A 21,144-nucleotide genomic window follows, 5' to 3' on the forward strand; every position below is an offset into this window, starting at 1 on the left:
CTAGCCTGGACCGGTACCGACGCGGCGACGCGCCGCGACCTCAGAGCTAGGAGCATCATGACCACCTCGCCCCGCATCTCCTTCCACGACGGCCGTTCGATCCCGCAGCTCGGATACGGGGTGTGGCAGGTCGCGAACGAGGTCGCCGCCGACGTGGTGGTCAAGGCGCTCGAGGCCGGCTACCGCCACGTCGACACCGCCCGCGGCTACAACAACGAGGCGGGCGTGGGCCAGGCGCTGGAGACAGCGGGCCTGGACCGTGACGACGTGTTCGTGACCTCGAAGGTCCCCAACCAGGATCAGGGCCGCGATGCGACGCTGCGCTCCTTCGACGGCACTCTGGCGGACCTCGGCCTCGAGGAGCTGGACCTCTACCTGATCCACCGGCCCGCCCCGTCCCAGGGCCTCGCCGTGGAGACCTGGAAGACCCTCGCCGAGCTGCAGGAGCAGGGCCGGATCCGCTCCATCGGCGTCTCCAACTTCCGCATCGAGGACCTCGAGAAGATCGAGGCGGAGACGGGCGTGCTGCCCGTGCTGAACCAGATCGAGCTGCACCCGTACTTCCACCAGCCCGAGCTGCGGGAGTTCCACGCGTCCAAGGGGATCGTCACCGAGTCCTGGTCCCCGCTGGGCCAGGGTGGCGGCGAGCTCACCGACCCCGTGGTCACGGCGATCGCCGAGGCTCACGGCGCGGACGCGGGCCAGGTGCTGATCGCCTGGAACCTGGCGCTGGGCAACGTGGTCATCCCCAAGTCCGAGACCCCGCAGCGGATCGTCTCGAACTTCGCGTCCCTCGAGGTCCAGCTCACCGAGGACGAGGTCGCGCAGATCACCGCCCTGCACAAGGGTGACGCCGGCCGTCAGGGCGGCAACCCGAACGATTTCGCCGGGCGCCAGGGCGCCTGAGCCCCCGTCGCGCGTGTGCGTGGTTGCAGACATGGGGTAATAGGGGCCTGATAGCCCCATGTCTGCAGCGCCCCCGCCCGTCGCGCGGGTTCGGGGTTGCAGACATGGGGTAATGGGGGGCCGTTAGCCCCATGTCTGCAGCGCCCCCGCCCGTCCCGCGGTCGGCTGCCTGCTCAGGCGGTCGGGACCTGGGTGGACAGCGTCGCGGCGAAGGGATCGAAGTCGGCCGGCATCGGCTCGACCTCGGCGAAGCTCGAGGTGAGCTCCACGATCGAGTTCTCGGCGATGGCGGTCTCGATGCCCACCATGATGTCCAGGACGTGCGCGGCGATCTCGCCCTGCGCGCGGTGGGGCACCCCGGCGCGCAGCGCCCGAGCCATCTCCAGCACGCCCAGGCCACGACCGGTGGTGGCGCCGGTGGCGGGCACCGGGGTGGGGCTCTCGCCGCGGTACTCGGTCAGCGCCGAGTCGCCGTCGAACACGTTGGGATCGGGGAAGGCGAGGGTCGCCTCGGTGCCGTACACCTCGACGAAGCCGGCGCGGGTGTGCGGGGAGTCGAAGCTCAGCAGCACGGTGGCGTTCTGTCCCGAGGCGAAGCGCAGCAGCGCCGCGACCTGGGTCGGCACGGTGACGTCGAAGACCTCACCGGCCTTGGGGCCGGAGCCGATGGTGCGCTGCTCACGGGCCTTGGAGCCGACGGCGCTGACGGAGACCACGGGACCCAGCGCGAGCACCAGGGTGGTCGCGTAGTAGGGGGCGATGTCGTACAGCGGCCCCGCACCCTCCTGGAAGAGGAAGGCGGGGTTGGGGTGCCAGGACTCGGGGCCCGGGCTCTGGAACAGGGTCAGGGCGCTGGCGGGGGTGCCGATGGTGCCGTCGCGCAGGGTGCGCAGTGCGGTCTGGATGCCCGCGCCGAGCACGGTGTCGGGCGCGCCGCCGACGCGCACCCCGGCCTTCTCGGCCGCGGCCAGCAGGGCCTTCGCGTCGGCCGGGTCGGTGGTGATCGGCTTCTCCGTCCACACGTGCTTGCCGGCGGCGACGATCGCCTGGGAGATCTCCGCGTGGGCGGTGGGGATGGTCAGGTTCACCACGATCTCCACGTCCGGGTGGTCCAGCACGTCCTGCGTGGTGCCGTGGGCGGGGACGCCGAACTCCTCCGCGCGGGCCTTCGCGGCCTCGGGGAAGAGGTCGCCGACGATGTGCACGGTCACGTCCGGGAAGGAGGTGAGGTGCTCGAGGTACTGCCCGGAGATGGTGCCGGCGCCGATGAGGCCGACGCCGACGGGGCCGGTGCGGGGCTGAGGGGTCATGGGGTGTCCTTGGTGAGGTGAGACGGTGAGACGGTGCGTCGGTCGCGCAGCGCGTCGGCCGTGCGGGGTGGGTGGGTCGTGCTGGTCGTGCTGGTCGTGCGTCGTGCGAGTCCTGCGTCGAGCGATCGTGCGGGAGGGGGAGAGCTCAGAGGACGGAGCGCAGGTGGGCGATCGAGGCGGCGATGCCCTCGAACATGTCGCCCGCGTAGTCGTCGAACTCGATGACGCCGTAGGCGACCCCGGCGGAGGCCTGCAGGGTCTCTGCCAGGGGCATCGCCCCGGTGCCGAGCGGGAGCTGGGCGGCGGGGTCCTCGGAGAGGTCGCCGTCCTTGAGGTGGACCAGCTGCACCCGATCGCCGAGGCGACCCAGCAGGGCGGGGACGTCGGCGCCGCCGACGGCCGCCCAGTAGGTGTCGATCTCGAGGATCACCTGCGGGTCCAGCGCCTCGGCGAAGACCTCGAGCGCGGTGCGGTCCCCGAGACGCGAGGAGAGCTCGAAGGCGTGGTTGTGATAGCCCACCCGGATTCCCGCCTCGGCAGCGGCCGCGGCCCGCTGGTTGAGGGTCTCGGCCAGGGCGCGCACCTTCTCGGCGTCCGTCCAGTCCTCGGGGTTCCAGTGCGGGTCCACCAGGTACTGCACGCCGACGGCGCGGGCGGCCTCGAGCACGGCGGGGAAGTCCACGTCCCCGAGGAAGGACTGGTGGGCGCTGGGGAAGTCGATCGGGAACTGCTCGCGGGCCCGCACCAGCTCGTCGCGGTATTCCACGAGCTGATAGGGCTCGGCGTGGGTGAGACCGAGGTCGACCAGGCGGGACACCGTGCCCTGGACGTCGGTCGCGAGCGCGTCGCGCACGCTGTACAGCTGGACGGAGATCTCCATCGGGAGCCTTTCGGGGGCAGGTGCGGGCGGATGCCCGGGGTGGGAAAGCGGTACCACCTGAGACGGAATCATTTCACAGCACCGGCGGTCAGGCCGGCGACGAAGTTCTTCTGCATCATCAGGAAGCCGACGACCACCGGGATCGACACCGCGATCGAGGCGGCGAGGATCTGGTTCCAGTAGACATTGGTCTGGGTGGCGTACTGCCGCAGGCCCACGGCCAGGGTGCGGGTGTCCTCCGTGGTGAGCACGGAGGCGAACAGCACTTCGCCCCACGCCGTCATGAACGCGTAGATCGCCACCGCCACGATGCCCGGGCGGGCGGCCGGCAGGATGATCCGCAGCAGGATCGTGAGGTTGCCGGCGCCGTCCACCTTGCCTGCCTGGTCCAGCTCCTTGGGGATGCCGTCGAAGTAGCCGGCGAGCATCCAGATGGAGAAGGGCAGGGAGAAGGTCAGGTAGGTGATGATCAGGCCGATGCGGGTGCCCACCAGCGGCACGCCGAAGGTGGTGTCGATGTTGACGAAGATCAGGTACAGCGGCAGCAGGAACAGCACGCCGGGGAACATCTGGGTGGAGAGCACCGTGGTCATGAAGGCGTTGCGGCCGCGGAAGCGCCAGCGGGAGACGGCGTAGGCGGCGAAGATCGCCACCACCACGCTGAACAGGGTCGCCACCGAGGTCACCACGAGCGAGTTCATGAAGTACCGCGCCAGCGGCACGGTGGACCACATCTCGATGAACGGGGCGATGGTCAGGCGGCTGGGCAGCCAGGAGAACCCGGCCTGCACATCGCCCAGGGGCTTGAAGCTGGTGGTGATCATGACGTACAGCGGCAGCAGCACGAACAGGCCGAGGCCGGTGATCACGACGACGCGGAAGATCTTCTCGCCGAGGGTCTCACGCATGGGAGGACTCCTTCCTCCACTGGGTGAAGAACAGGTAGAGCAGGGACACGACCAGCAGGAACAGCAGCAGCATGACGCTCATCGCGCTGCCCACCCCGAAGTCCCAGGACAGGAACGAGGCGTTGTAGATGTGGAAGCTGATGAGGTTGCCGGCAGGGGGCTGGGCGGTGCCGAACAGGATGTACGGCGTGTTGAAGTCGTTGAACACCCACAGGAACATCACCAGCAGCATGGTCTGGTTGACCGGGCCGAGCATCGGCAGGGTCACGGCGCGCCACTGGCGCAGCGGGGTCGCGCCGTCCATGGCGCTGGCCTCGTAGAGCTCGCCCGGGATGGACTGCAGCCCGGCCATGAACATGAGGAACGCGAAGGGCCACATGCGCCATACCGCGACCACCACCACGGAGACGAAGGCGTTGTCGCCGATCAGCCAGAACGGTGCCTCGTCCAGCAGGCCCAGCTGGTCCACCAGGATGTGGTTGATGACGCCGGTGTCGCGCTGGAGCATGAAATTCCAGGTGATCACCGCGGCGTACAGCGGCAGGGCGTAGGGGATGAGGAACAGGGTGCGGAACACGCCGCGCCCGCGGAACGGCCGCTGCAGAGCGACCGCCGCAGCCATGCCGAATCCCCAGCTCAGCCCCACCACCAGGATCGTGAAGCCGACGGTGACCAGGAAGGAGTTCAGCAGCTCCTGGCCGATCGGGGTGTTGATGTCCACGGCGATCTGGTAGTTCTCCAGCCCCGCGAAGGGGGCTTCCGTCCAGCGGCGGATGAAGAACTTGGTGAGCTCGACGAAGCTCATCCAGAAGCCGGTCACCATCGGGATGATGTGGATCAGCACCTCGAGCACCACGGCGGGCAGCAGGATCAGGTACGGGAACCACGTGCGGCGCGGCCGACGGCGCGGCGGCGGGGAACCGGTGCGCGACGCGGGAGCCGAGGTCCCGGGGCGGCTGGTGAGGGTCATGGGGGTCCTTCGAAGGCGGGTGCGGTGAGGATCGGGGGCGGCCGACGGGGCGGGCGACCGATGGAACGTCCGACTGGTGGAACGGGCGACCGGTGGAACGGGCGGCCCTCGGAGCGGGCGGAGCGCCTGCGCGGCGGCGGCGCGGCGAGCAGGGCGGGGTCCGCGGGGGAACCCCGGCCGACGGCGCACCGCGGCCGAGGGGGCGGGATCCCGCCCCCTCGGCCGCGGGTCGCTCAGGCCCGGATCGAGTCCTGGGCCGTCTGCATGGCGGTGAGGACGTCCTCGCGGGTGACCGTCCCACCGGTGGCGATGGTCGCGAACATGCTGTTCATCGCCTGGCCGACGGTGGTCTCGAACTGGTCCTCCCACGGCACCAGGGGCAGCGGGGCGGAGCGCTCGGAGTAGACCTCCATGAACATCTCGGCCTGCTCGGTGTCCTCGGTGAAGGTCGGCTCGCCGTCCACCAGCACGGGCAGCGAGGCGAAGGGCTTGCCGAGCTCGGCCTGGCTCTCCGGGGAGGTCATGAACTTCATGAACGCCAGCGCGCCGTCACGGTTGTCGGTATCCGCCATGGCGGCCAGGTTGATGCCGGCCAGGTGCGAGGCGGTGTCCTCGACGGCATCGGCCGGGGCCGGGAAGGGGACCGCCTTGAACTCCTCGGGCTTCATGCCCTGGGACTCGATGGTGGCGTTGGCGTTGTTCTGGTTGATGATCATCGCCGCCTGCTTGTTCGCGAAGGCGGTGACGGACTTGGTGCCGTTGTCGAACTGCGCGTTGGAGGGGTTGACGACCTTGTGCTCCTGCATGAGGTCCAGGTAGCGCAGGATGCCGTCGACCACGCCGTCCTCGGTGAAGGTGGGCTCGCCCTCGGCGTTGTTCAGCGCGGCGCCGTTCTGGATGGCGTTGATGAAGGCGAAGTGGTTGTTCTCGGTGTAGGAGCCGGCGGCGAGCGACATGCCGTACACGTCGCCCTCCGGATCGGTGAGGGCCTTGGCGGCCTCGACCATCTCCTCCCAGGTGGTGGGCGGCTCGATGCCGGCGTCCTCGAACATCTTCACGTTGTAGTACATGCCGTAGGCCAGGCCGTACAGCGGGATCGAGGTCGGGTCGGTGCCCTCTGCGCCTCCGGTGGCGAGCGCCGCCTCGACGTAGCGGTCGCGCCCGCCGAGCGCCTCGAACTCCTCATCGCCCAGCTCGAGCAGACCGCCGGTGGCCTGCAGGCTCACACCCCAGGTGTTGCCGATGTTCAGCACGTCCGGGCCCTGGCCCGAGGTGATCGCGGTCTGGATGCGGGTCTGGAGATCAGCCCAGCCGATGACCTCGAGGTTGACCGTGATGCCGGACTCCTCGGTGAACCTCTCCAGGACCGGGGTGAGCACCTCCTTGTCGTTCTCGAGGCTGGTGCCCTGGTTGGAGGCCCAGTAGGTGAGCTCGCCGGGGGCGTCGTTGGACCCGCCGCCGCTGCCGGAGCCGCCGCCGCAGGCGGCGAGGCCGGCCGCGGACACAGCGGCGAGAGGGGCTGCGGACAGAAGTGTGCGTCGTCGCATCGGGGGGACTCCTTGGTGCACCGTCATCGGTGAGGGTTCTCAGAAGGGGCGGCGGCGGACCGCCGTTCCGGCCGGTGGGTCCGGCGGAGCTTAATCGATTCGAACTTAATCGATTCGGCGAGTATGCCGGGAGTGCGCGAGCGATGTCAACGAGCAGAGGTCACGGACCGGTGACAGCTCGGGAAGGGCTGTGAGGAACGGTCGTCAGTGCGTGGCCGGCAGGGTGCGGCCGGCGATGCTGGGTCGCTGGGCTGAGTAGGAGTCGGGTCGGCCGTCGGCGGTCGAGTCGCGGGTCACCAGGCTCGCCGGGTCGACCTCGACCGTGCGGCCGCCGGTGAGGCTCCCCTCGATCTTCTGCACCAGCAGGTCCCCGGCGGAGCGTCCCATGTCGAAGGGGCGACGGCTCAGGGCGGTGATGGCCGGAGAGGTGACCTCGGCGATCAGCGAATCGTCCCAGCTGACCAGGCCCAGATCACGGGGCACCTCGATCGCGTGGGACGCGGCGGCGCGCAGGGCGCCGAGCGCGATCAGGTCGCTCGAGGCGATCACGGCCGGGCGGGCGCTGATCCGGCGATCGATGCTCTCGAAGGCCTGATACCCGGAGTCGATCGTGTAGACCCCGGAGGCGTGGGTGTGCGGGATCCCGTGCTCCGCGCACAGCTGCTCGAGCAGTCCCAGGCGGCGCCGCTCGTGCGCGAATCCGGAGGGACCGGTGAGCTGGAGGCAGCCGTCGTACCCGCGCTCGACGATGTGGTCGACCACGGTCGCGGCGTCCTCGGCCTCCGCGGTCATCACCTTCACGAAGTCCTCGGGGCCCGTGTAATGCCCCAGCACCGCGAAGTCCAGCGCCAGCGACTCCAGCACCGCCGGGCGGTGGTCGTCCTCGGCGAGATCCAGCAGCACCACCCCGTCCACCCGTCGCTGATGGGCCCAGGTGCGGAAGACGTCCCCCTCCTCGTCCGCGCCGCCGCGGACGAACCGCAGCAGCAGCTCGTAGCCGTGGACGCTGGTCGCCGACTCGATGCCTGCTGTGACGGCCGAGTAGAACGGCTCCCGGGAGACCTCCTCCGGATCACGCACCAGGACCAGCCCGATGTTCCCGCTGCGGCCACGGCGCAGGGCCTGCGCGCCGGAGTGCGGGGTCCAGCCCACGGCCTTGGCGTGACCGAGCACCCGCTCGCGCATCGCAGCGCTCACGCCGGGTTTGTCGTTGAGGGCATAGCTCACCGTCGCAGGGGAGACTCCGAGCTCACGAGCGATCGTCGTGACGGTCGGGCGGGTGGGCTTCCGCGGCATGGGCGGCTCCTGATCAGCGGCGGGGTGCCGTGTGCTCGGTGGCGGGGCGCCGTGGCGCATCGCCTCGGCGGCGCCGTCCACGGCACCGGGTGGGCACAGGATAGTGCGAGGGCTCTGCCGGCTCCGGCACCGGCTCCGGCGCTGACCCGGGCACCGGCGGTCGTAGGGTCGGGGCATGAGCCTCCCCACCGCCGCCGCCCCGGACCAGGAATCCTGTGCCCACTGCCTGCTCGATCGGGACGGGACCGTGCTCGCCGCGGAGTCGGCTCAGAGACCCTTCTACGCGGCGAGCACCATCAAGCTGCATGTGCTGCTCGCCGCGCTGCAGCTCGCCGAGCGAGGCGGGCTCGACCTCGACGAGCTGGTGCCCGCGAGGCGCACCTTCACGGGAGCGGACGGCGCCCCGTTCACCCTGGGCGGTGACCATCTCGACCCAACGCACCCGGCCGAGGGGACGCCCGTGAGGGTGCGGGAGCTGCTGCAGCGGATGATCGACCGCTCCAGCAACGAGGCCACCGACCACGTCCTCGCCCTGATCGGCCTCCCCGCCGTGACGGAGACGATCAGGGGGCTCGGCCTGACGACCACGCGGGTGGAACGGCTGATCGGGGATCCCGGCGCGCTCGCCGCAGGAGCGACCAACGAGACCGGAGCCGAGGACCTCTCCCGCACGATGCTCGCGGCCGTCTGCGGAGCGACCAGGACGGACGCGACCTCCCCACTGCTGACCACGGCATCCCTCGATCTCGTGCGGGCCGCGCTGCGCGCGCAGCAGATCCCGGTGATCACCACGGCACTGCGCCCGGGCCTGGACCACGGCTCGAAATCCGGCTGGGTCGACGGGTACCGCCACGACGTCGCCTTCATCGGGGACCCGGACGGCGAGGAGCTGCGGGTGCTCGCGGTGATGACCGCGGGGCTCGGCCCGGAGGCGGCGGATCGCCGGATCAGGCAGCGGGTGCGGGAGCTCCTCCCCGACCTCGTGACCTGAACGGCGCCGGTTCTCGGCCGGTCACACGGTCGGGTACGCCAGACGGACCCGACGGGCGCCGGCGTACTCGCCGGTGGGGTCGTACTCGGTCAGGGACATGATCTCCACGCTGCGCGCGGCGTTCGGTGCCTGCATGATCTGATCCTCCCCGAGATGCAGGGCCACGTGGCGGATCGAGGTGCCGCCGGGCTCGGTCGCGAAGAACACCAGGTCGCCGCGCTGCAGATCCTCGCGCTCCACAGGCTCCAGGCCCGAGTCGTGCATCTGGTTCCCGGCATCGCGATGAATCGTGATCCCGTGGTGGTGGAACAGCGTGTAGGTGAAGCCGGAGCAGTCGAAGCCGTAGGCGCTCACCCCGGCCCACAGATAGCGCAGCCCCAGGAACCGCTCCCCGGTGGCGATGATGTCCTCCGCCGTGGGCAGCGGCGGCTGCTCCCCGCGCTCGCGCACCACCACGTCCTCGGCCGGCAGGTAGGCGTGCCGGCCGCCGGGGACCGCGACCCTCACGGCGTGCGCGGTGCGGCCCAGCACCGGCAGGATCGTGTCGAAGGAGACCGGGATGCCCGGATGCTTCCCGGAGGGTGTTCCGGTGAGAGTGCTGGTCAGTGCGGTGACCGTGGCGGTCGGGGTCGAGGCGGCGAGATCGGCGAAGTCCTCGTCGACCACCAGCTGCACGGTGGGGACCCAGCCCGGATAGCCGCGCGGGTCGCGCGGGGTGGGTTGGGCGGTGACCACGATGTGCGCCCCGTCCCCGACGATCTCGTCGACGATCACCTCGCTGCCCAGCACGGCCTGCGACTCGAGCTCCCCGGTCAGCCAGCGCCGGGTCTCGGTGTCCTGCATGTTCTGGTTCCAGGCATCCAGATCGACGGGGCGGGTCAGTGAGGGGTCGTCGATGCCGGGGCGGGCGGTGTCCGGCTCCACCCATAGCGTCGTCGCGGTGACGGCGACATGCGCGATGGCTCCGGGAGTGAGGCCCTCGCCGGGCGCGGGCGCGTCGACGGGCCGAGGCCGTTCAGCGGCCGGGCCGCCGGGAGCGCCGGCGGATGCGGGCGCGGAGCCGGCGGCGTTCGCCGCGGAGGAGAGGGCGGCGAGCCCAGCGGCGACGGTGCCGGCTGCGGCCAGGTGCAGGCCGTCACGTCGGGTGAGCGAGGGCCGGCCGGGGCGATGGGTGTGCGGCATGAGCGTTCTCCTTCGACGGGCCCCGGGACGGGGCGGTGGGTCATGCGTGCGAGCAGGTCATGGGCGAGAGCGGGCGTGAGGCTCCGACGGTGCGTCGGGGGCGGGGTCGACATCTGCCGACAGGAGCTCGAGCCCCAGACCGGGCCCCCCGCGCAGGCGCAGCCAGGCGCCGTCCTGCGAGAAGCCGCCGTGCGGGGCGCCGGAGGTGAACCAGGCCGGCGGGTCCAGGTCGATCATGGTGATCGCCGGATGGGCGATGGCGAGGTGCGCGGCGGCGGTGATCGAGATGCGGGGCTCCATCATCGCTCCGACCATGCACTCCATCCCGGCCTCGCGGGCGATGTCCGCGATCTCGAGCGCTCCGCGGAGCCCGCCCGTCTTGGCGAGCTTGATGTTCAGCAGGTCGCAGGCGCCGAGGTCCACCAGGCGGCGGGCGTCCTCGGCGGTCCACACCGCTTCGTCGGCCATGATCGGCAGCTCGACCGCGGCCGCGACCCGAGCGAGCCCTTCGAGGTTGCGCGCCGCGACCGGCTGCTCGACCAGGTCGATCGGCAGGCCGTCGGCCTCGAAGCCGGTGATGATCTCGATCGCCTGCTCCGGGCTCCAGCCCTGGTTCGCGTCCAGTCGCAGGCGGGCCTCCGGCGCGGACCCGACCACCGCGGCGAGACGTCGGCGGTCCTCCGCGATGTCGTGCCCCAGCTTGATCTTGAGGATCTGCTCCCCGCTCGCGGCGGCGGCCCGGGCATGCTCAGCCATGACGTCAGGATCCTCGAGCGAGATCGTCATGTCGTTCATCAGACCGTCCTCGAGCCTGCCTCCGAGCATCTCCACCAGAGGTCTGCCGGCAGCCTTCGCCCAGGCATCGTGCAGGGCGACCTCGGCAGCGGCCTTCGCGCTGCTCGCCCCCTCGAGCGCGCCGGCGATCGCCGAGGTCAGCTCGCCGAGCGTCCCGGACCTGCCCTCGAGCGCCGCCCGCAGCGGACCGGCGAGGGCCGCGGTGATCGACGCCGCCGACTCCCCGGTGACGGCCAGGGTCTCCGCGGCGGAGCCCTGGCCGATCGTCCCGTCGGCCAGCTCCACCTCGGCGACCACGTACTCGACCGCCTCGGTGCGGCGGGCGGCCGTGACGAACGGGCGCAGCAGCGGTGCCCGGTGGCGGTGATGACGCACCCCCGCCACGTGCAGCGTGTCGGCGCCGGGCCGGCGCTCCTGGGCGGTCACAGCGCGGACATCAGCTGAGCGGCGGCGAGCCCCACGAAGGTGCCCATGAACGACCCGATCAGCGCATACAGCACGCCGACAGGGACCAGCTGCTTGTGGAACGCCGCCGCGACCACAGGGGCCGAGGCGATGCCGCCCACGTTCGCGGTCGAGGCGACCGCGAGGGAGAACAGCTCCGTCTTGGTGAGCTTCGCGTAGAGCACCATCACCGCCGCATGGACGACGAGCACGATGGCACCCATCAGCAGGTAGATCGGCGCCTGCGTGATCGCGGAGAAGTCCGAGCCGGAGGCGATCTGGCCGATCACCACGAACAGCATCAGCGTCGCGACCTCGCTCGAGCCCGCGGTCCTCCCCAGCGGGGTCACCGCGACCACGAGGCCCAGCAGGGAGACGATGAGGATCGACCAGGTGGTGCCGTTGATGACCGCTCCGTACTCGGGCAGCAGGCCACCGATCCACATCGACAGGATCGAGATGAACAGCGCGCCGAACACCACGATGGACAGCGAGGCGACGGTCACCGGGCGCTTCTCCTCCTCGAGCGTGCCGGCGTGGGACTCGAGGTAGGTGGTGTTCGCCTTGGTCCACGTGTTGAACTTCGGGGAGACCGCGACCGAGGCGAACATCAGCATCAGCCACACGGAGTAGCCGATCGTGTCCGTGATCAGGGCGTAGCCGAAGATGTTCTCGGGCGCCTGCAGGATGTCCTGCACCGCGACCATGTTCGCGCTGCCGCCGGTCCAGGAGGCCAGCAGCGCACCGAACACCTTCCACGACTCGTTGTGCACCGCGTTCTGGAAGATCGCGTAGACGATCACCATGCCCGCGGAGAGCGAGGCCGCGGCGACGAAGAAGGTCAGCAGCAGCTTCGGACCGAGCCTGATGATCTTGCGGAGGTCGCAGCCGAACAGGAACAGGAAGATCATCGCCGGCAGGAGCACGTCCTTGACCTGCGCGATGGGTGCGCGGGTGGCGTCGTCCTGCCCGAAGACGCCGAGCGTGTTGAGGGTCGCGCACAGCAGGTACATGAAGACCATGCCGGGCACGTACTTGAAGACCTTCCAGCCGGTGGTGCGTTCGAGCACGATCAGCACGCAGGACAGCGCCAGCAGGACGCCGAGCATGAGCAGGCCATCGGTGATCACGGGGACTCCTGGGTCGTAGGGGAAGCGGCCGCGGAGAGGGGACAAAAAAATCGGAAGCACCGGGGACCGGCACCTGCGTGGCAGGCGCGATCTCGGTGCTTCCGACGGGATCCGGTTCGGTGAGGTTCCGGGCGGGCGGCAGCGGGTATGCGGTTGTCGAGAGAGCGGGCGCCGGGACGGCGCGCTCTCAGATCATGCGGTCACCCGGTGGGAGCGGCCGACAAGTCGCGGTACTTCGCCGCGGCGCTGCGCACGGCGGCGGCGAGCGCCCTCTGCGAGGACCCGTGGTACCTGTCGGTGATCGATTCCACCAGGGCGTCATCCTCGAGGAGCGAACGCCCCACCAGCAGCTCGCGGACGAACTCGACGGTGAGCGTCAACGTGGCGGTGCAGTCCGCGGCGCGGATGACGTGGGTCTCAGTATCGACCACGAGACCGATGAAGAAAAGCCCCCACTGCGAGGTGATCGGATTGTTCGTGGGGGATTTGGCCTCGCCGGTGAGGTAGATGCTGGTGCCCATGGGGGAAGCCTAGGTGGTGCGGATCCCTCCGACGGGAGCGGGCGAGCGCGGAGCAGGGCCGGAGGACTCGGCCGGGGGACCCGGCGACTCGGTCCGCGGGACCGGGCGACCGCGGCCGACGGGGAGTCGGCCGCGGTCGGAGAGGGTCAGCGCAGGTTCGCGGGACCGGCGTCCTCGGCCTTCTTCTCGGCGGCGGCGCGGCGCTCCTCGCGCTGCGAGTCGAGCTCCTCGGCGTGGGTCTCGGCATCCTCGGCCGCGGCGAAGGCCCGGGCCTTCTGCATCGCCGGGGAGAGATCCGTGAACTGGCCGCCCACCTCGCCGCGCACGCGGTTGTCGGCACCGGTCGGCGCGGGATCGTTGCCCTCGCCGGTCAGTGCGCCGCGGATGATGTTGGTGGAGACGTCGACGCCGGCGGTGGTGTCGGAGACCGTCACATCGGACCCGAAGTAGTTGGCGTCATCGCAGTCGATGATGCCGCCGCCGGTGCCGAGCTGCACCCCGGCGTTGCCGGTGAAGGCGGCCGCGCCGTCGACCTCGCTGCCGCACACGGAGGTGCCCTCGGCGTTCGCCGAGACGGTCAGCCCCCGCGCGAGGGTCGAGTCGATGATGTCCGTGTAGGTGGCGTTGTCGCTGCTCACCGCGCCGCCGATGGTGACGGTCTGCAGATGCACGAGGCCCTGCTCGACGGTCACCTTGCCCGCGATGGAGGAGTCGTAGGAGTACAGGAAGGGATCGGCACCCTCGACGGCGCGCTCGGAGAAGGCACCGCCGATCGAGGACTCGTCGAGGTAGACGCCGTAGCTGCCCTTGCTGATCAGGTTCCCCGCCACCTCGGTGCCGGTCGCGTCGACGTAGCCGTCGGGGTTGACCACGACGCGGCCCCCGATGCTCGAGTCGGTGAGCAGCAGGTCCGCCCCGGCCTGCACGCGCACCTCGCCGTCGACGGTCACGCCGTCCAGGTCGCAGGAATCCCCCTTGGCGACGACCAGGTCGCCGGGCACGGTGACGTCCGCGGCGTCGCCGTCGCAGTAGGTGGTCAGCGCCGCAGAGGCGGTTCCGGCACCGACGACCATGCCTGCGGAGGCGAGGGCGAGGGCGGACAGCGAGATGACAGATCGGGAGAGGGTGCGCACGTCGGCTCCTAGTCGCGCCGTGCGCAGGGCTGCGCCGACGGCGGGTGGGGGAAAGAGGATTCCCTACGACCGTATCGGGGTGTGATCCACGTCGCCACCGATTCCCGAGGATCGCCCATGTTCCTTTGGACGGAGTTCACCTCGCGTCCAGCCCGTGCCCGCGCCACCCCGCAGCACTCACAGGTATTCGAGGTTGATCTCGCTCTCGGGGTGGAAGAACACGCAGCTGCCGGGGGTGGGGCGCACATGGATCGTGGAGTCCGGCTGGATGTCCTTGAAGCCGTGGTCCAGGCGCAGCACCAGCTGGTGACCGCGCACAGCGGCGGTCATCGACTCGGTCTCGCGGGCGTAGCAGTGGACGAACGCCTCGCCGCCCAGCTTCTCGACCAGCCGCACGGTGAGGGGGAGGCTCTCCCCGCCGTCCGTCGGCCCGGAGCCTCCGCCCACGATCTGCCAGCTCTCCGGGCGCACCCCGACGATCACCCGGTCGGTGGTCTTCTCGAGGTACTCGCGCGGGATGCCGAGGTCCAGGCCGTGCTGGGGCCCGAACAGGGCCCGGCCGTCGGAGGTGATGGTGGCACCGTCGATGAGGGTCATCGAGGGAGAGCCGATGAAGCCGGCCACGAAGGTGTTGCCGGGGTGCTCGTACAGGTGGGTCGGCTCGTCGACCTGCTGCAGCACGCCTTCCTTCAGCACGGCGACCCGGTCGCCCATGGTCATCGCCTCGGTCTGGTCATGGGTGACGTACACCGTGGTCACGCCCAGCTCGCGCTGCAGGGAACCGATCTGCGAGCGGGTGGAGACCCGCAGCTTCGCGTCCAGGTTCGACAGCGGCTCGTCCATGCAGAACACCTTGGGATTGCGCACGATCGAGCGGCCCATCGCCACCCGCTGGCGCTGCCCGCCGGACATCTGCGAGGGCTTCTTGTCCAGCAGCGGCTCGAGCTCGAGCATCGCCGCGGCGCGCGTGACCTGCTCCTCGATCTCGGTCCTGGGCAGCTTGAGGTTCTGCAGGGCGAAGGCCATGTTCTGGCGGGCCGTCATGTTCGGGTAGAGGGCGTAGGACTGGAACACCATGGCCACGTCGCGGTCCCGGGCGCGCAGCTCGCTCACGTCGACGTCGTCGATGAGGACGGAGCCCTCGTCGATCGGCTCGAGACCGGCCAGCATCCGCATCGCGGTGGACTTGCCGCTGCCGGAGGGCCCCACCAGCACCAGGAACTCGCCGTCCGCGACGGTGAGCGAGACCCGGTTGACCGCAGGCGGCCGGGAGGGGTCATAGATGCGGGAGGCCTGCTGGTACTCGACGGTGGCCATGGTGTTCCTCGTGCTCCTTCAGGGGGTCGGGCGGGTGCTCACAGATTGGGGGTGATGTCCCGGTCGATGACCTCCTGCGTCTCGGTCTGCAGGTCCTCCATCACCAAGGCCACGTCCTCGCCGCCGATCGCGATGCGGTCCAGGCCGGCGCCGATGCGCTGGCCTCCGCCGCTGACGAACACGCGCGCGGAGTCCTGCGGGGCGGTGTTCTCGCTCAGCTGCTGGATCGCGGTCATGGCGTTCGGGTTCTCCTCGAGGTATGCCTTCTCCTCGGGATCCTCCATCGCGGACTTCCGCACGGGCATGTAGCCGGTGGCCTGGCTGAACATGATCGTGTTCTTCGTGTTGGTGAGGAAGTCGGCGAACTTCACGGCCATCAGCTTGCGCTCGTCGGAGATCCCCGCGGGGATCGCGACGCCGGCACCGCCGGTGGCCGCGCCCGGGGTCGGGCCGGGCAGGTAGGTGGTGCGGAAGTCGAACTCCGCGGTCTCCGTGAGCCCGCCGAGGGAGCCGGTGGACTGCAGCAGGGCCGAGGCGTTGCCGAGCGCGAAGGTGTTGTTGGCGTCCTTCTCGATCGCGATGTGACCGGCGGCGACCTGCTCCTGCAGGAAGGTCGCGGCGTCGATCGAGCCCTGCTCGGTGAAGGTCGGGGTCCACTCGTCCGAGTAGGCGCCGCCGAAGGTCCAGATCATGCCCTGGAAGTACCAGTCGAGGTAGTTGGAGCCGTCGGGGACGGTGAGCGCGGGCTTGCCGTCGTTCGCCTCGAGCATCTTCGGTGCCCACTCGGCGAACTCCTCCCAGGTCTCCGGGCCGCGGTCGGTGGGCAGCCCGGCCTTCTCCATCACCTCGGAGTTGAAGTACATGAGGGTGGTGGAGCGGGAGTAGGGCATGCCGTAGTGCTTGCCCTCGTAGGCGTAGTCCTCGCGCAGGGTGTCCACGAAGTCGTCGGAGTCGATCCCGGCCTCGGCCCACAGATCATCCAGCGCCGTGGTGGTGCCGGTGAAGGCGAAGTTGAACCAGGTGACGTCCGAGGCGACGATCAGGTCGGGCAGTCCGCCGCCGGCGAGCGCCGCGTTGAACTTCTGACCGAGCTCCTCGTAGCTGGCGCCGCCGTCGATGAGCGTCGCCGGGGTGTCGGGGTTCTCCTCGTTCCAGGCGTCGATGATCTGCTGCTCGAGATCCTTCGAGCTGCCGGGGTGGTTGGACCAGAACTGGATGGTGCCATCGCCCTCCTCGCCGCCGCCGTTCTCGCCGCCGCCGGCGGCGGTGGACCCTCCGGCGCAGGCGCCCAGGGCCAGGGCGGCCGAGCCGGCGCCGGCCATGCCGATGAGTGAGCGTCGCGTCAGTGCCATGTCGTTCTCCAATATCTGTGGGGGTCAGGGGCCGACGGGTGCCGGCCGGGGGTGTGAGGTCGGAAGCGGGATCAGGAACGGGGTCGGAGGGAGGGGCAGGAAGGGGGAGTCGGAGGGTGCGTCGGCGGGGCGCGTTCGCGCCGGGCGTCGAGGGCGCAGGGATCGGATCAGCCCTTGACGGCCCCGGCCGTCAGGCCCTTGATCATCTGCTTCTGCAGGATCAGGAACACCAGGAGCATCGGGACGGTGGTCAGGACGGTGGCGGCCATGACCGGACCCCAGTTGGTGATGCCCTCGTTGTCCTGCAGCTGGGTCAGTCCGATCGGCAGCGGCGCGACGGCGTCGGTGTCCGACATGAGGAACGGCCAGAGGTACTGGTTCCACTCGGTGACCACGGTGATCAGGGTGAAGGCGACCAGGGTGGGCCAGGACATCGGCAGCACGACGCGGAACAGGGTGCGGAAGAAGCCGGTGCCGTCCAGCTCGGCGGCCTCCATGATCTCCTTCGGCAGGGACAGGAAGTGGTTGCGCATGAGGAAGGTGCCGAAGGCGACCGCGGCCAGCGGCACGATGATGCCCTGGAAGGTGTTGCGCCATCCCCAGCTCGCCACCAGTGCGTAGTTCGAGATCACGGTGATCTGGTTGGGCACCATCAGCGAGGCGATGACCAGCAGGAACAGCAGGTTCCGGCCGGGGAAGCGCAGGAACGAGAAGCCGTAGGCGCACAGCACGCCCAGACTCACCTGCACCACGGTGAGGATCGAGGTGATGATGAGGGAGTTGCGCAGGTAGCGGTCGAACCGTACCGAGGAGAGCACGTAGGAGTAGTTCTCCGGGGCGAAGGGGTTCGGGAACCAGCTGATCGGGTCCGCGTAGATGTCGCCGTGGGTCTTCAGCGAGGTGACCACGATGAAGTACAGCGGCACGAAGAACAGCAGCACGGCCGCGATCATCCCCGCATAACCGAGGAGCTTCCCGGTGGTCCCGCCCTGGTAGGCGAGGTGGCGGGAGGAGGCGCGCTTCTTCTGGGCGGCGGTGAGCTGCGGGGCCTCGCCGGGCTCGAGCCCGGGGGCGGGAGGCAGGACGGCCTGCGCATCGTTGGTCATGGTCATGGTGGCCTCCGCCCTAGTCCTGCTTGTCCTGCAGCGCGACCTGGACCAGCGTGACCACAAGGACCACCAGGAACATGATCGTGGCGACCGCCGCGCCGAACCCGGCGCGGTTGTTCACGAAGGTCTCCTGGTACACCTGGTAGATGAGCGTGGTGGTGCCGGTGCCGAAGGGCCCGCCCTGGGTCATCACCTGGATCACGTCGAACACCTGGAACGAGTTCAGCAGCACGGTCACCGAGAGGAAGAACGTGGTGCCCTTGAGCTGGGGGAGCGTGACGCGCCAGAACTTGCGCCCGGCGCGGGTGCCGTCGATCTCCGCCGCCTCGTCGAGATCGGCGCGACGGCCCTGGAGCGCGGCCAGGTAGATCACGAAGGTGTAGCCGAGGTTCTTCCACACGTAGGTGGTCGTGATCATGAACAGCGCCCAGCCGGAGTGCTGGTAGAAGTGCGGGGAGTTCAGGCCCACGGCATCCAGCAGTGCCTGGATCAGCCCGTACCCGGGATCGAACACGAACTGGAAGGCGACGCCGATCGCGGCGCCGGAGATGACGTACGGCGCGAACACGATGGTGCGCACCATGTTCCGGCCGCGCAGGTGCTGGTCCAGCAGCAGCGCGAGCGCGAGCCCCAGCGCCATCGAACCGATCACCGCGACGAGCGTGAAGATCAGGGTGTTGCGGGCGATCTCCCAGCTGGTGTCGTCGGTGAACCACTCGATGTAGTTCCCGAGGCCCACGAAACTCATCGTGGGTGAGGAGATGTTCCAGTTGTAGAGGGAGATCCGGAAGTTGTCGATCAGCGGGCGGTACGTGAACAGGAACAGCAGGATCATGTTCGGCAGGATCAGCGCGGTCGCGAGGCCGATCTGGCGCCAGTTGAGCGAACGGGACCGCTTGATCGGCTCCTGGGAGGAGTCCGATCGCTCGAGTCCGGGGATCGCAGGGGTCGTCACGAGGGGAACAGTACGCGCGGCGCGGGGAGCCCGGGCGGGTCTCTGTGCATCGCTCCAGCGGTCCTGTCGGGCCCCCGCGGTCTCCGAGATGTGCATCCCATGTTCGACATATCTGCAGGTCAAGGAGATGCGTAGCGGGTATCGGCGACATCGCCCGGGAGGCGCGATGGCGGGAGCTCCTCGCCCGGAAACCGGCAGGCCCCGTGCCGTTCACCCGGTTGCCCGCCAGCCTTCATCTGCTCGCGATCCAGTCGTGACCTGGGGCGTGATGGGCGTCTCGGTGGACGGACCCCGCCCAGCTCATGGCCGTGCGTCCGGCGGGCACCGCCTCACCCGATGCGGGCCCGGCAGCGCGAGCTCAGCGAGGGGCGGCCAGGGCGTCGACAGCGCGGATCAGGCCCAGGTGGCTGAAGGCCTGGGGGAAGTTCCCGGCCATCCGTCCCGCGCCGCCGTCGAACTCCTCCGCGAACAGGTCCAGGTCGTTCCCGCAGGCCAGCAGCTGACTCATGAGGGCCTTGGCGTCGTCCCGTCGCCCGGAGGCGGCGTACTGCTCCACCAGCCAGAAGCAGCACACCAGGAACGGGTGCTCGTCCCCGGGCAGTCCGTCCTGGCCCTGCGTGCGGTAGCGCAGGATCAGCCCGTCCGCGGTGCGCAGGTCCTGCTCGATGCGGCCGACGGTGGCGAGCATGCGCGGGTCGTCCGTCGGGAGGAAGCCGGTGTGGGGGATCTGCAGCAGGGACGCGTCGACCTCGGTGGAGCCGTAGGTCTGGGTGAAGGCGCCGTCGGCCCCGACGCCGCGCTCCATGACCTCCTCGCGCACCTGGTCGCGCAGATGGATCCACCGCGTCAGCTCCTCCTCGGTGGCGGGCAGGCCGTGCTCGTGCACCGCGGTCACGGCGCGGTCGAAGGTCGCCCACACCATCACCCGTCCGTGCGTGAAGTACGCCGGCTCGCCGCGCATCTCCCAGATGCCCTGGTCGGGATCGTCGAGGTGGTCCTCGGTGTAGCGGACCAGCGCCTTCTGCAGCGGCCAGGACCACTGCGTCTCCTCGAGACCTGCTTCCCGCATCGCCTCCAGGGCGATCATCACCTCGCCCACCACGTCGGCCTGGTACTGGCCGGCGGCGCCGTTGCCGATCCGCACGGGCACCGAGCCCTCGTAGCCGGGCAGGTGCGGCAGCTCCTGCTCGGGCAGGTTCCGGTCCCCGGTGATCGAGTACATGATCTGCAGCCGCTCCGGATCCCCGGCGATCGCGCGCAGCAGCCAGTCGCGCCAGGTCGCGGCCGCGTCGACGTGGCCGTGGGCGAGCAGCGCCTCGAGCGAGAGAGCCGCATCGCGCAGCCAGCAGAAGCGGTAGTCCCAGTTGCGCACCCCGCCGAAGTCCTCTGGCAGGCTGGTGGTCGCGGCGGCGATGATGCCGCCGGTGCGCCGGTGGGTGAGCGCCCGCAGCACCAGCAGGGAGCGGGTGACGGGCTCGGAGTACTCGTCCTCGACCCGCACCTGGCCGAGCCAGTCCGCCCACTCGGCGACGGTCCCGGCCAGTGCGGCGTCGACCTCGGGCGCGGCCGGCACCTGCTGCCAGGAGGGGAACCAGGTGAGCACCCAGGCCGCGCTCTCCCCGGCGCGCAGGCGGAGCGCCCCGTGGTGGGCACGGCCGTGCGCGCTCAGCGCGGGGCCGTGCAGGGCGATGCCGTCCCCGCCGGCGACCGCGATCAGCACCGGTGCACCGTCCTCGTCGGTCCCGCGGCGCACCCAGGGCACGGCCTGGCCGTACTCGAAGCGGATCACCAGCTCCTGGACCACCTCGACCTCCCCCTCGTGGCACTCCACCTGGCGCACGAGATCCGCGTGGTCATCGACGTCACCGGCGAGGGAGGAGGCGCTGCCGGGGCCTGAGCCCGGCGTCGCTCCGGCCGCCTCACCCTCGCCGCCGTCGTCGCTCACCGCGGCATCGGAGTGCCCGGCCGCGGTGCCCGCGCCGGTGCCCTGCTCGCCGCCGAGGGAGATCGGCATGAACTCGGTGACCGTCGCCGTGCCGGTGGGGGAGCGCCACACCGTCTCCAGCACCATCGTCGAGGGCAGGTAGCGGCGGGAGAGGACCTCGCCGTCGGCGATCCGCAGCGACCAGTGCCCGTGCTCCTCGGTGCCCAGCAGCGCGCAGAACAGGGCGCCGGAGTCGAAGCGCGGCAGGCACAGCCAGTTGATGTCCCCCTCCCGCGTCACGAGCGCGGTGGCGCGCTGGTCGGACAGGAGAGCATGGTCTTCGATGAGCGGGCTCGACATGGTGACAGTCCATCACGGGCCCGCTGCCCGGGGGCGGACCACGCTGAGGCCATGGAGAACTCCCCGGAGCTTGCGCTGGATGTGCTGGTGATCGGCTGGGGCAAGGGCGGCAAG

Annotated in this window: 18 protein-coding genes; 2 read left to right on the forward strand and 16 right to left on the reverse strand. The window is 70.2% G+C overall.

Annotated features, from left to right (window positions below):
* Nucleotides 1-57: 57 nt before the first annotated feature.
* Nucleotides 58-906, forward strand: coding sequence for an aldo/keto reductase (locus VF289_RS08845; protein WP_330883184.1), 849 nt, complete (start codon nt 58-60; stop codon nt 904-906).
* A 173-nt stretch (nt 907-1,079) separates the two neighbouring features.
* On the opposite strand, the gene VF289_RS08850 is transcribed toward VF289_RS08845, so the two are convergent.
* The 6 genes from VF289_RS08850 to VF289_RS08875 all read right to left on the reverse strand — a co-directional run bounded on the left by VF289_RS08850 (nt 1,080) and on the right by VF289_RS08875 (nt 7,817).
* Complete coding sequence (locus VF289_RS08850; protein ID WP_330883186.1) at nt 1,080-2,216, reverse strand: Gfo/Idh/MocA family oxidoreductase; 1,137 nt, start codon at nt 2,214-2,216, stop codon at nt 1,080-1,082.
* A 145-nt stretch (nt 2,217-2,361) separates the two neighbouring features.
* The gene (locus tag VF289_RS08855) at nt 2,362-3,096 is read right to left on the reverse strand and encodes a sugar phosphate isomerase/epimerase (protein WP_330883188.1); all 735 of its coding nucleotides are present in this window, start codon (nt 3,094-3,096) and stop codon (nt 2,362-2,364) included.
* A gap of 68 nt (nt 3,097-3,164) precedes the next feature.
* Nucleotides 3,165-4,004, reverse strand: a complete 840-nt coding sequence (locus tag VF289_RS08860; RefSeq protein ID WP_330883190.1) for a carbohydrate ABC transporter permease — start codon at nt 4,002-4,004, stop codon at nt 3,165-3,167.
* The gene (locus tag VF289_RS08865; RefSeq protein WP_330883192.1) at nt 3,997-4,974 is read right to left on the reverse strand and encodes a sugar ABC transporter permease; all 978 of its coding nucleotides are present in this window, start codon (nt 4,972-4,974) and stop codon (nt 3,997-3,999) included. Before VF289_RS08865 ends, VF289_RS08860 begins: the two co-directional genes overlap by 8 nt.
* A 233-nt stretch (nt 4,975-5,207) precedes the next feature.
* Entirely contained in the window at nt 5,208-6,521 is a 1,314-nt protein-coding gene (locus VF289_RS08870; RefSeq protein ID WP_330883194.1) for a sugar ABC transporter substrate-binding protein, read from the reverse strand.
* Nucleotides 6,522-6,725: 204 nt separating this feature from the next.
* The gene (locus VF289_RS08875; RefSeq protein WP_330883196.1) at nt 6,726-7,817 is read right to left on the reverse strand and encodes a LacI family DNA-binding transcriptional regulator; all 1,092 of its coding nucleotides are present in this window, start codon (nt 7,815-7,817) and stop codon (nt 6,726-6,728) included.
* Between the two features lie 175 nt (nt 7,818-7,992).
* Here VF289_RS08875 and VF289_RS08880 point away from each other — a divergent pair, with 175 nt between their 5' ends.
* A complete protein-coding gene (locus tag VF289_RS08880) occupies nt 7,993-8,808 on the forward strand; it encodes a serine hydrolase (RefSeq protein WP_330883198.1) in 816 nt (271 codons plus the stop codon).
* A 21-nt stretch (nt 8,809-8,829) separates the two neighbouring features.
* Here the strand turns inward: VF289_RS08880 and VF289_RS08885 are convergent, their stop codons facing one another.
* From VF289_RS08885 to VF289_RS08930, 10 genes are all read right to left on the reverse strand, one after another.
* Nucleotides 8,830-9,990, reverse strand: coding sequence for a C40 family peptidase (locus VF289_RS08885; protein WP_330883200.1), 1,161 nt, complete (start codon nt 9,988-9,990; stop codon nt 8,830-8,832).
* A 57-nt stretch (nt 9,991-10,047) separates the two neighbouring features.
* The gene (locus tag VF289_RS08890; RefSeq protein WP_330883202.1) at nt 10,048-11,211 is read right to left on the reverse strand and encodes a dipeptide epimerase; all 1,164 of its coding nucleotides are present in this window, start codon (nt 11,209-11,211) and stop codon (nt 10,048-10,050) included.
* Complete coding sequence (locus VF289_RS08895; RefSeq protein WP_330883204.1) at nt 11,208-12,359, reverse strand: DUF819 domain-containing protein; 1,152 nt, start codon at nt 12,357-12,359, stop codon at nt 11,208-11,210. Before VF289_RS08895 ends, VF289_RS08890 begins: the two co-directional genes overlap by 4 nt.
* Before the next feature lie 200 nt (nt 12,360-12,559).
* Complete coding sequence (locus VF289_RS08900) at nt 12,560-12,880, reverse strand: DUF3870 domain-containing protein (RefSeq protein WP_330883206.1); 321 nt, start codon at nt 12,878-12,880, stop codon at nt 12,560-12,562.
* A gap of 146 nt (nt 12,881-13,026) precedes the next feature.
* Nucleotides 13,027-14,013, reverse strand: coding sequence for a hypothetical protein (locus tag VF289_RS08905; protein WP_330883208.1), 987 nt, complete (start codon nt 14,011-14,013; stop codon nt 13,027-13,029).
* A 177-nt stretch (nt 14,014-14,190) separates the two neighbouring features.
* Nucleotides 14,191-15,330, reverse strand: a complete 1,140-nt coding sequence (locus VF289_RS08910; RefSeq protein ID WP_330883210.1) for an ABC transporter ATP-binding protein — start codon at nt 15,328-15,330, stop codon at nt 14,191-14,193.
* A gap of 38 nt (nt 15,331-15,368) precedes the next feature.
* The gene (locus tag VF289_RS08915; RefSeq protein ID WP_330883212.1) at nt 15,369-16,682 is read right to left on the reverse strand and encodes an ABC transporter substrate-binding protein; all 1,314 of its coding nucleotides are present in this window, start codon (nt 16,680-16,682) and stop codon (nt 15,369-15,371) included.
* Nucleotides 16,683-16,849: 167 nt separating this feature from the next.
* Nucleotides 16,850-17,794: a carbohydrate ABC transporter permease gene (locus tag VF289_RS08920; protein ID WP_330883214.1), complete on the reverse strand. Its 945-nt coding sequence runs from the start codon at nt 17,792-17,794 to the stop codon at nt 16,850-16,852.
* A gap of 13 nt (nt 17,795-17,807) precedes the next feature.
* Nucleotides 17,808-18,746 carry a sugar ABC transporter permease gene (locus VF289_RS08925; protein ID WP_330883216.1) on the reverse strand — a complete coding sequence of 313 codons (939 nt, stop codon included), beginning with the start codon at nt 18,744-18,746 and terminating at the stop codon, nt 17,808-17,810.
* Nucleotides 18,747-19,104: 358 nt separating this feature from the next.
* Nucleotides 19,105-21,030, reverse strand: a complete 1,926-nt coding sequence (locus VF289_RS08930; RefSeq protein WP_330883218.1) for a glycoside hydrolase family 15 protein — start codon at nt 21,028-21,030, stop codon at nt 19,105-19,107.
* Between the last annotated feature and the right edge of the window lie 114 nt (nt 21,031-21,144).

It is taken from the genome of Brachybacterium sp. (assembly GCF_036379615.1).
Classification (GTDB): domain Bacteria; phylum Actinomycetota; class Actinomycetes; order Actinomycetales; family Dermabacteraceae; genus Brachybacterium.

Bases quoted from the DNA above. Each gene is read 5' to 3' on its own strand.
- VF289_RS08845 (WP_330883184.1), top strand. From the start codon at position 58: ATGACCACCTCGCCCCGCATCTCCTTCCACGACGGCCGTTCGATCCCG.
- VF289_RS08850 (WP_330883186.1), bottom strand. From the start codon at position 2,216: ATGACCCCTCAGCCCCGCACCGGCCCCGTCGGCGTCGGCCTCATCGGC.
- VF289_RS08855 (WP_330883188.1), bottom strand. From the start codon at position 3,096: ATGGAGATCTCCGTCCAGCTGTACAGCGTGCGCGACGCGCTCGCGACC.
- VF289_RS08860 (WP_330883190.1), bottom strand. From the start codon at position 4,004: ATGCGTGAGACCCTCGGCGAGAAGATCTTCCGCGTCGTCGTGATCACC.
- VF289_RS08865 (WP_330883192.1), bottom strand. From the start codon at position 4,974: ATGACCCTCACCAGCCGCCCCGGGACCTCGGCTCCCGCGTCGCGCACC.
- VF289_RS08870 (WP_330883194.1), bottom strand. From the start codon at position 6,521: ATGCGACGACGCACACTTCTGTCCGCAGCCCCTCTCGCCGCTGTGTCC.
- VF289_RS08875 (WP_330883196.1), bottom strand. From the start codon at position 7,817: ATGCCGCGGAAGCCCACCCGCCCGACCGTCACGACGATCGCTCGTGAG.
- VF289_RS08880 (WP_330883198.1), top strand. From the start codon at position 7,993: ATGAGCCTCCCCACCGCCGCCGCCCCGGACCAGGAATCCTGTGCCCAC.
- VF289_RS08885 (WP_330883200.1), bottom strand. From the start codon at position 9,990: ATGCCGCACACCCATCGCCCCGGCCGGCCCTCGCTCACCCGACGTGAC.
- VF289_RS08900 (WP_330883206.1), bottom strand. From the start codon at position 12,880: ATGGGCACCAGCATCTACCTCACCGGCGAGGCCAAATCCCCCACGAAC.
- VF289_RS08910 (WP_330883210.1), bottom strand. From the start codon at position 15,330: ATGGCCACCGTCGAGTACCAGCAGGCCTCCCGCATCTATGACCCCTCC.
- VF289_RS08915 (WP_330883212.1), bottom strand. From the start codon at position 16,682: ATGGCACTGACGCGACGCTCACTCATCGGCATGGCCGGCGCCGGCTCG.
- VF289_RS08920 (WP_330883214.1), bottom strand. From the start codon at position 17,794: ATGACCATGACCAACGATGCGCAGGCCGTCCTGCCTCCCGCCCCCGGG.
- VF289_RS08930 (WP_330883218.1), bottom strand. From the start codon at position 21,030: ATGTCGAGCCCGCTCATCGAAGACCATGCTCTCCTGTCCGACCAGCGC.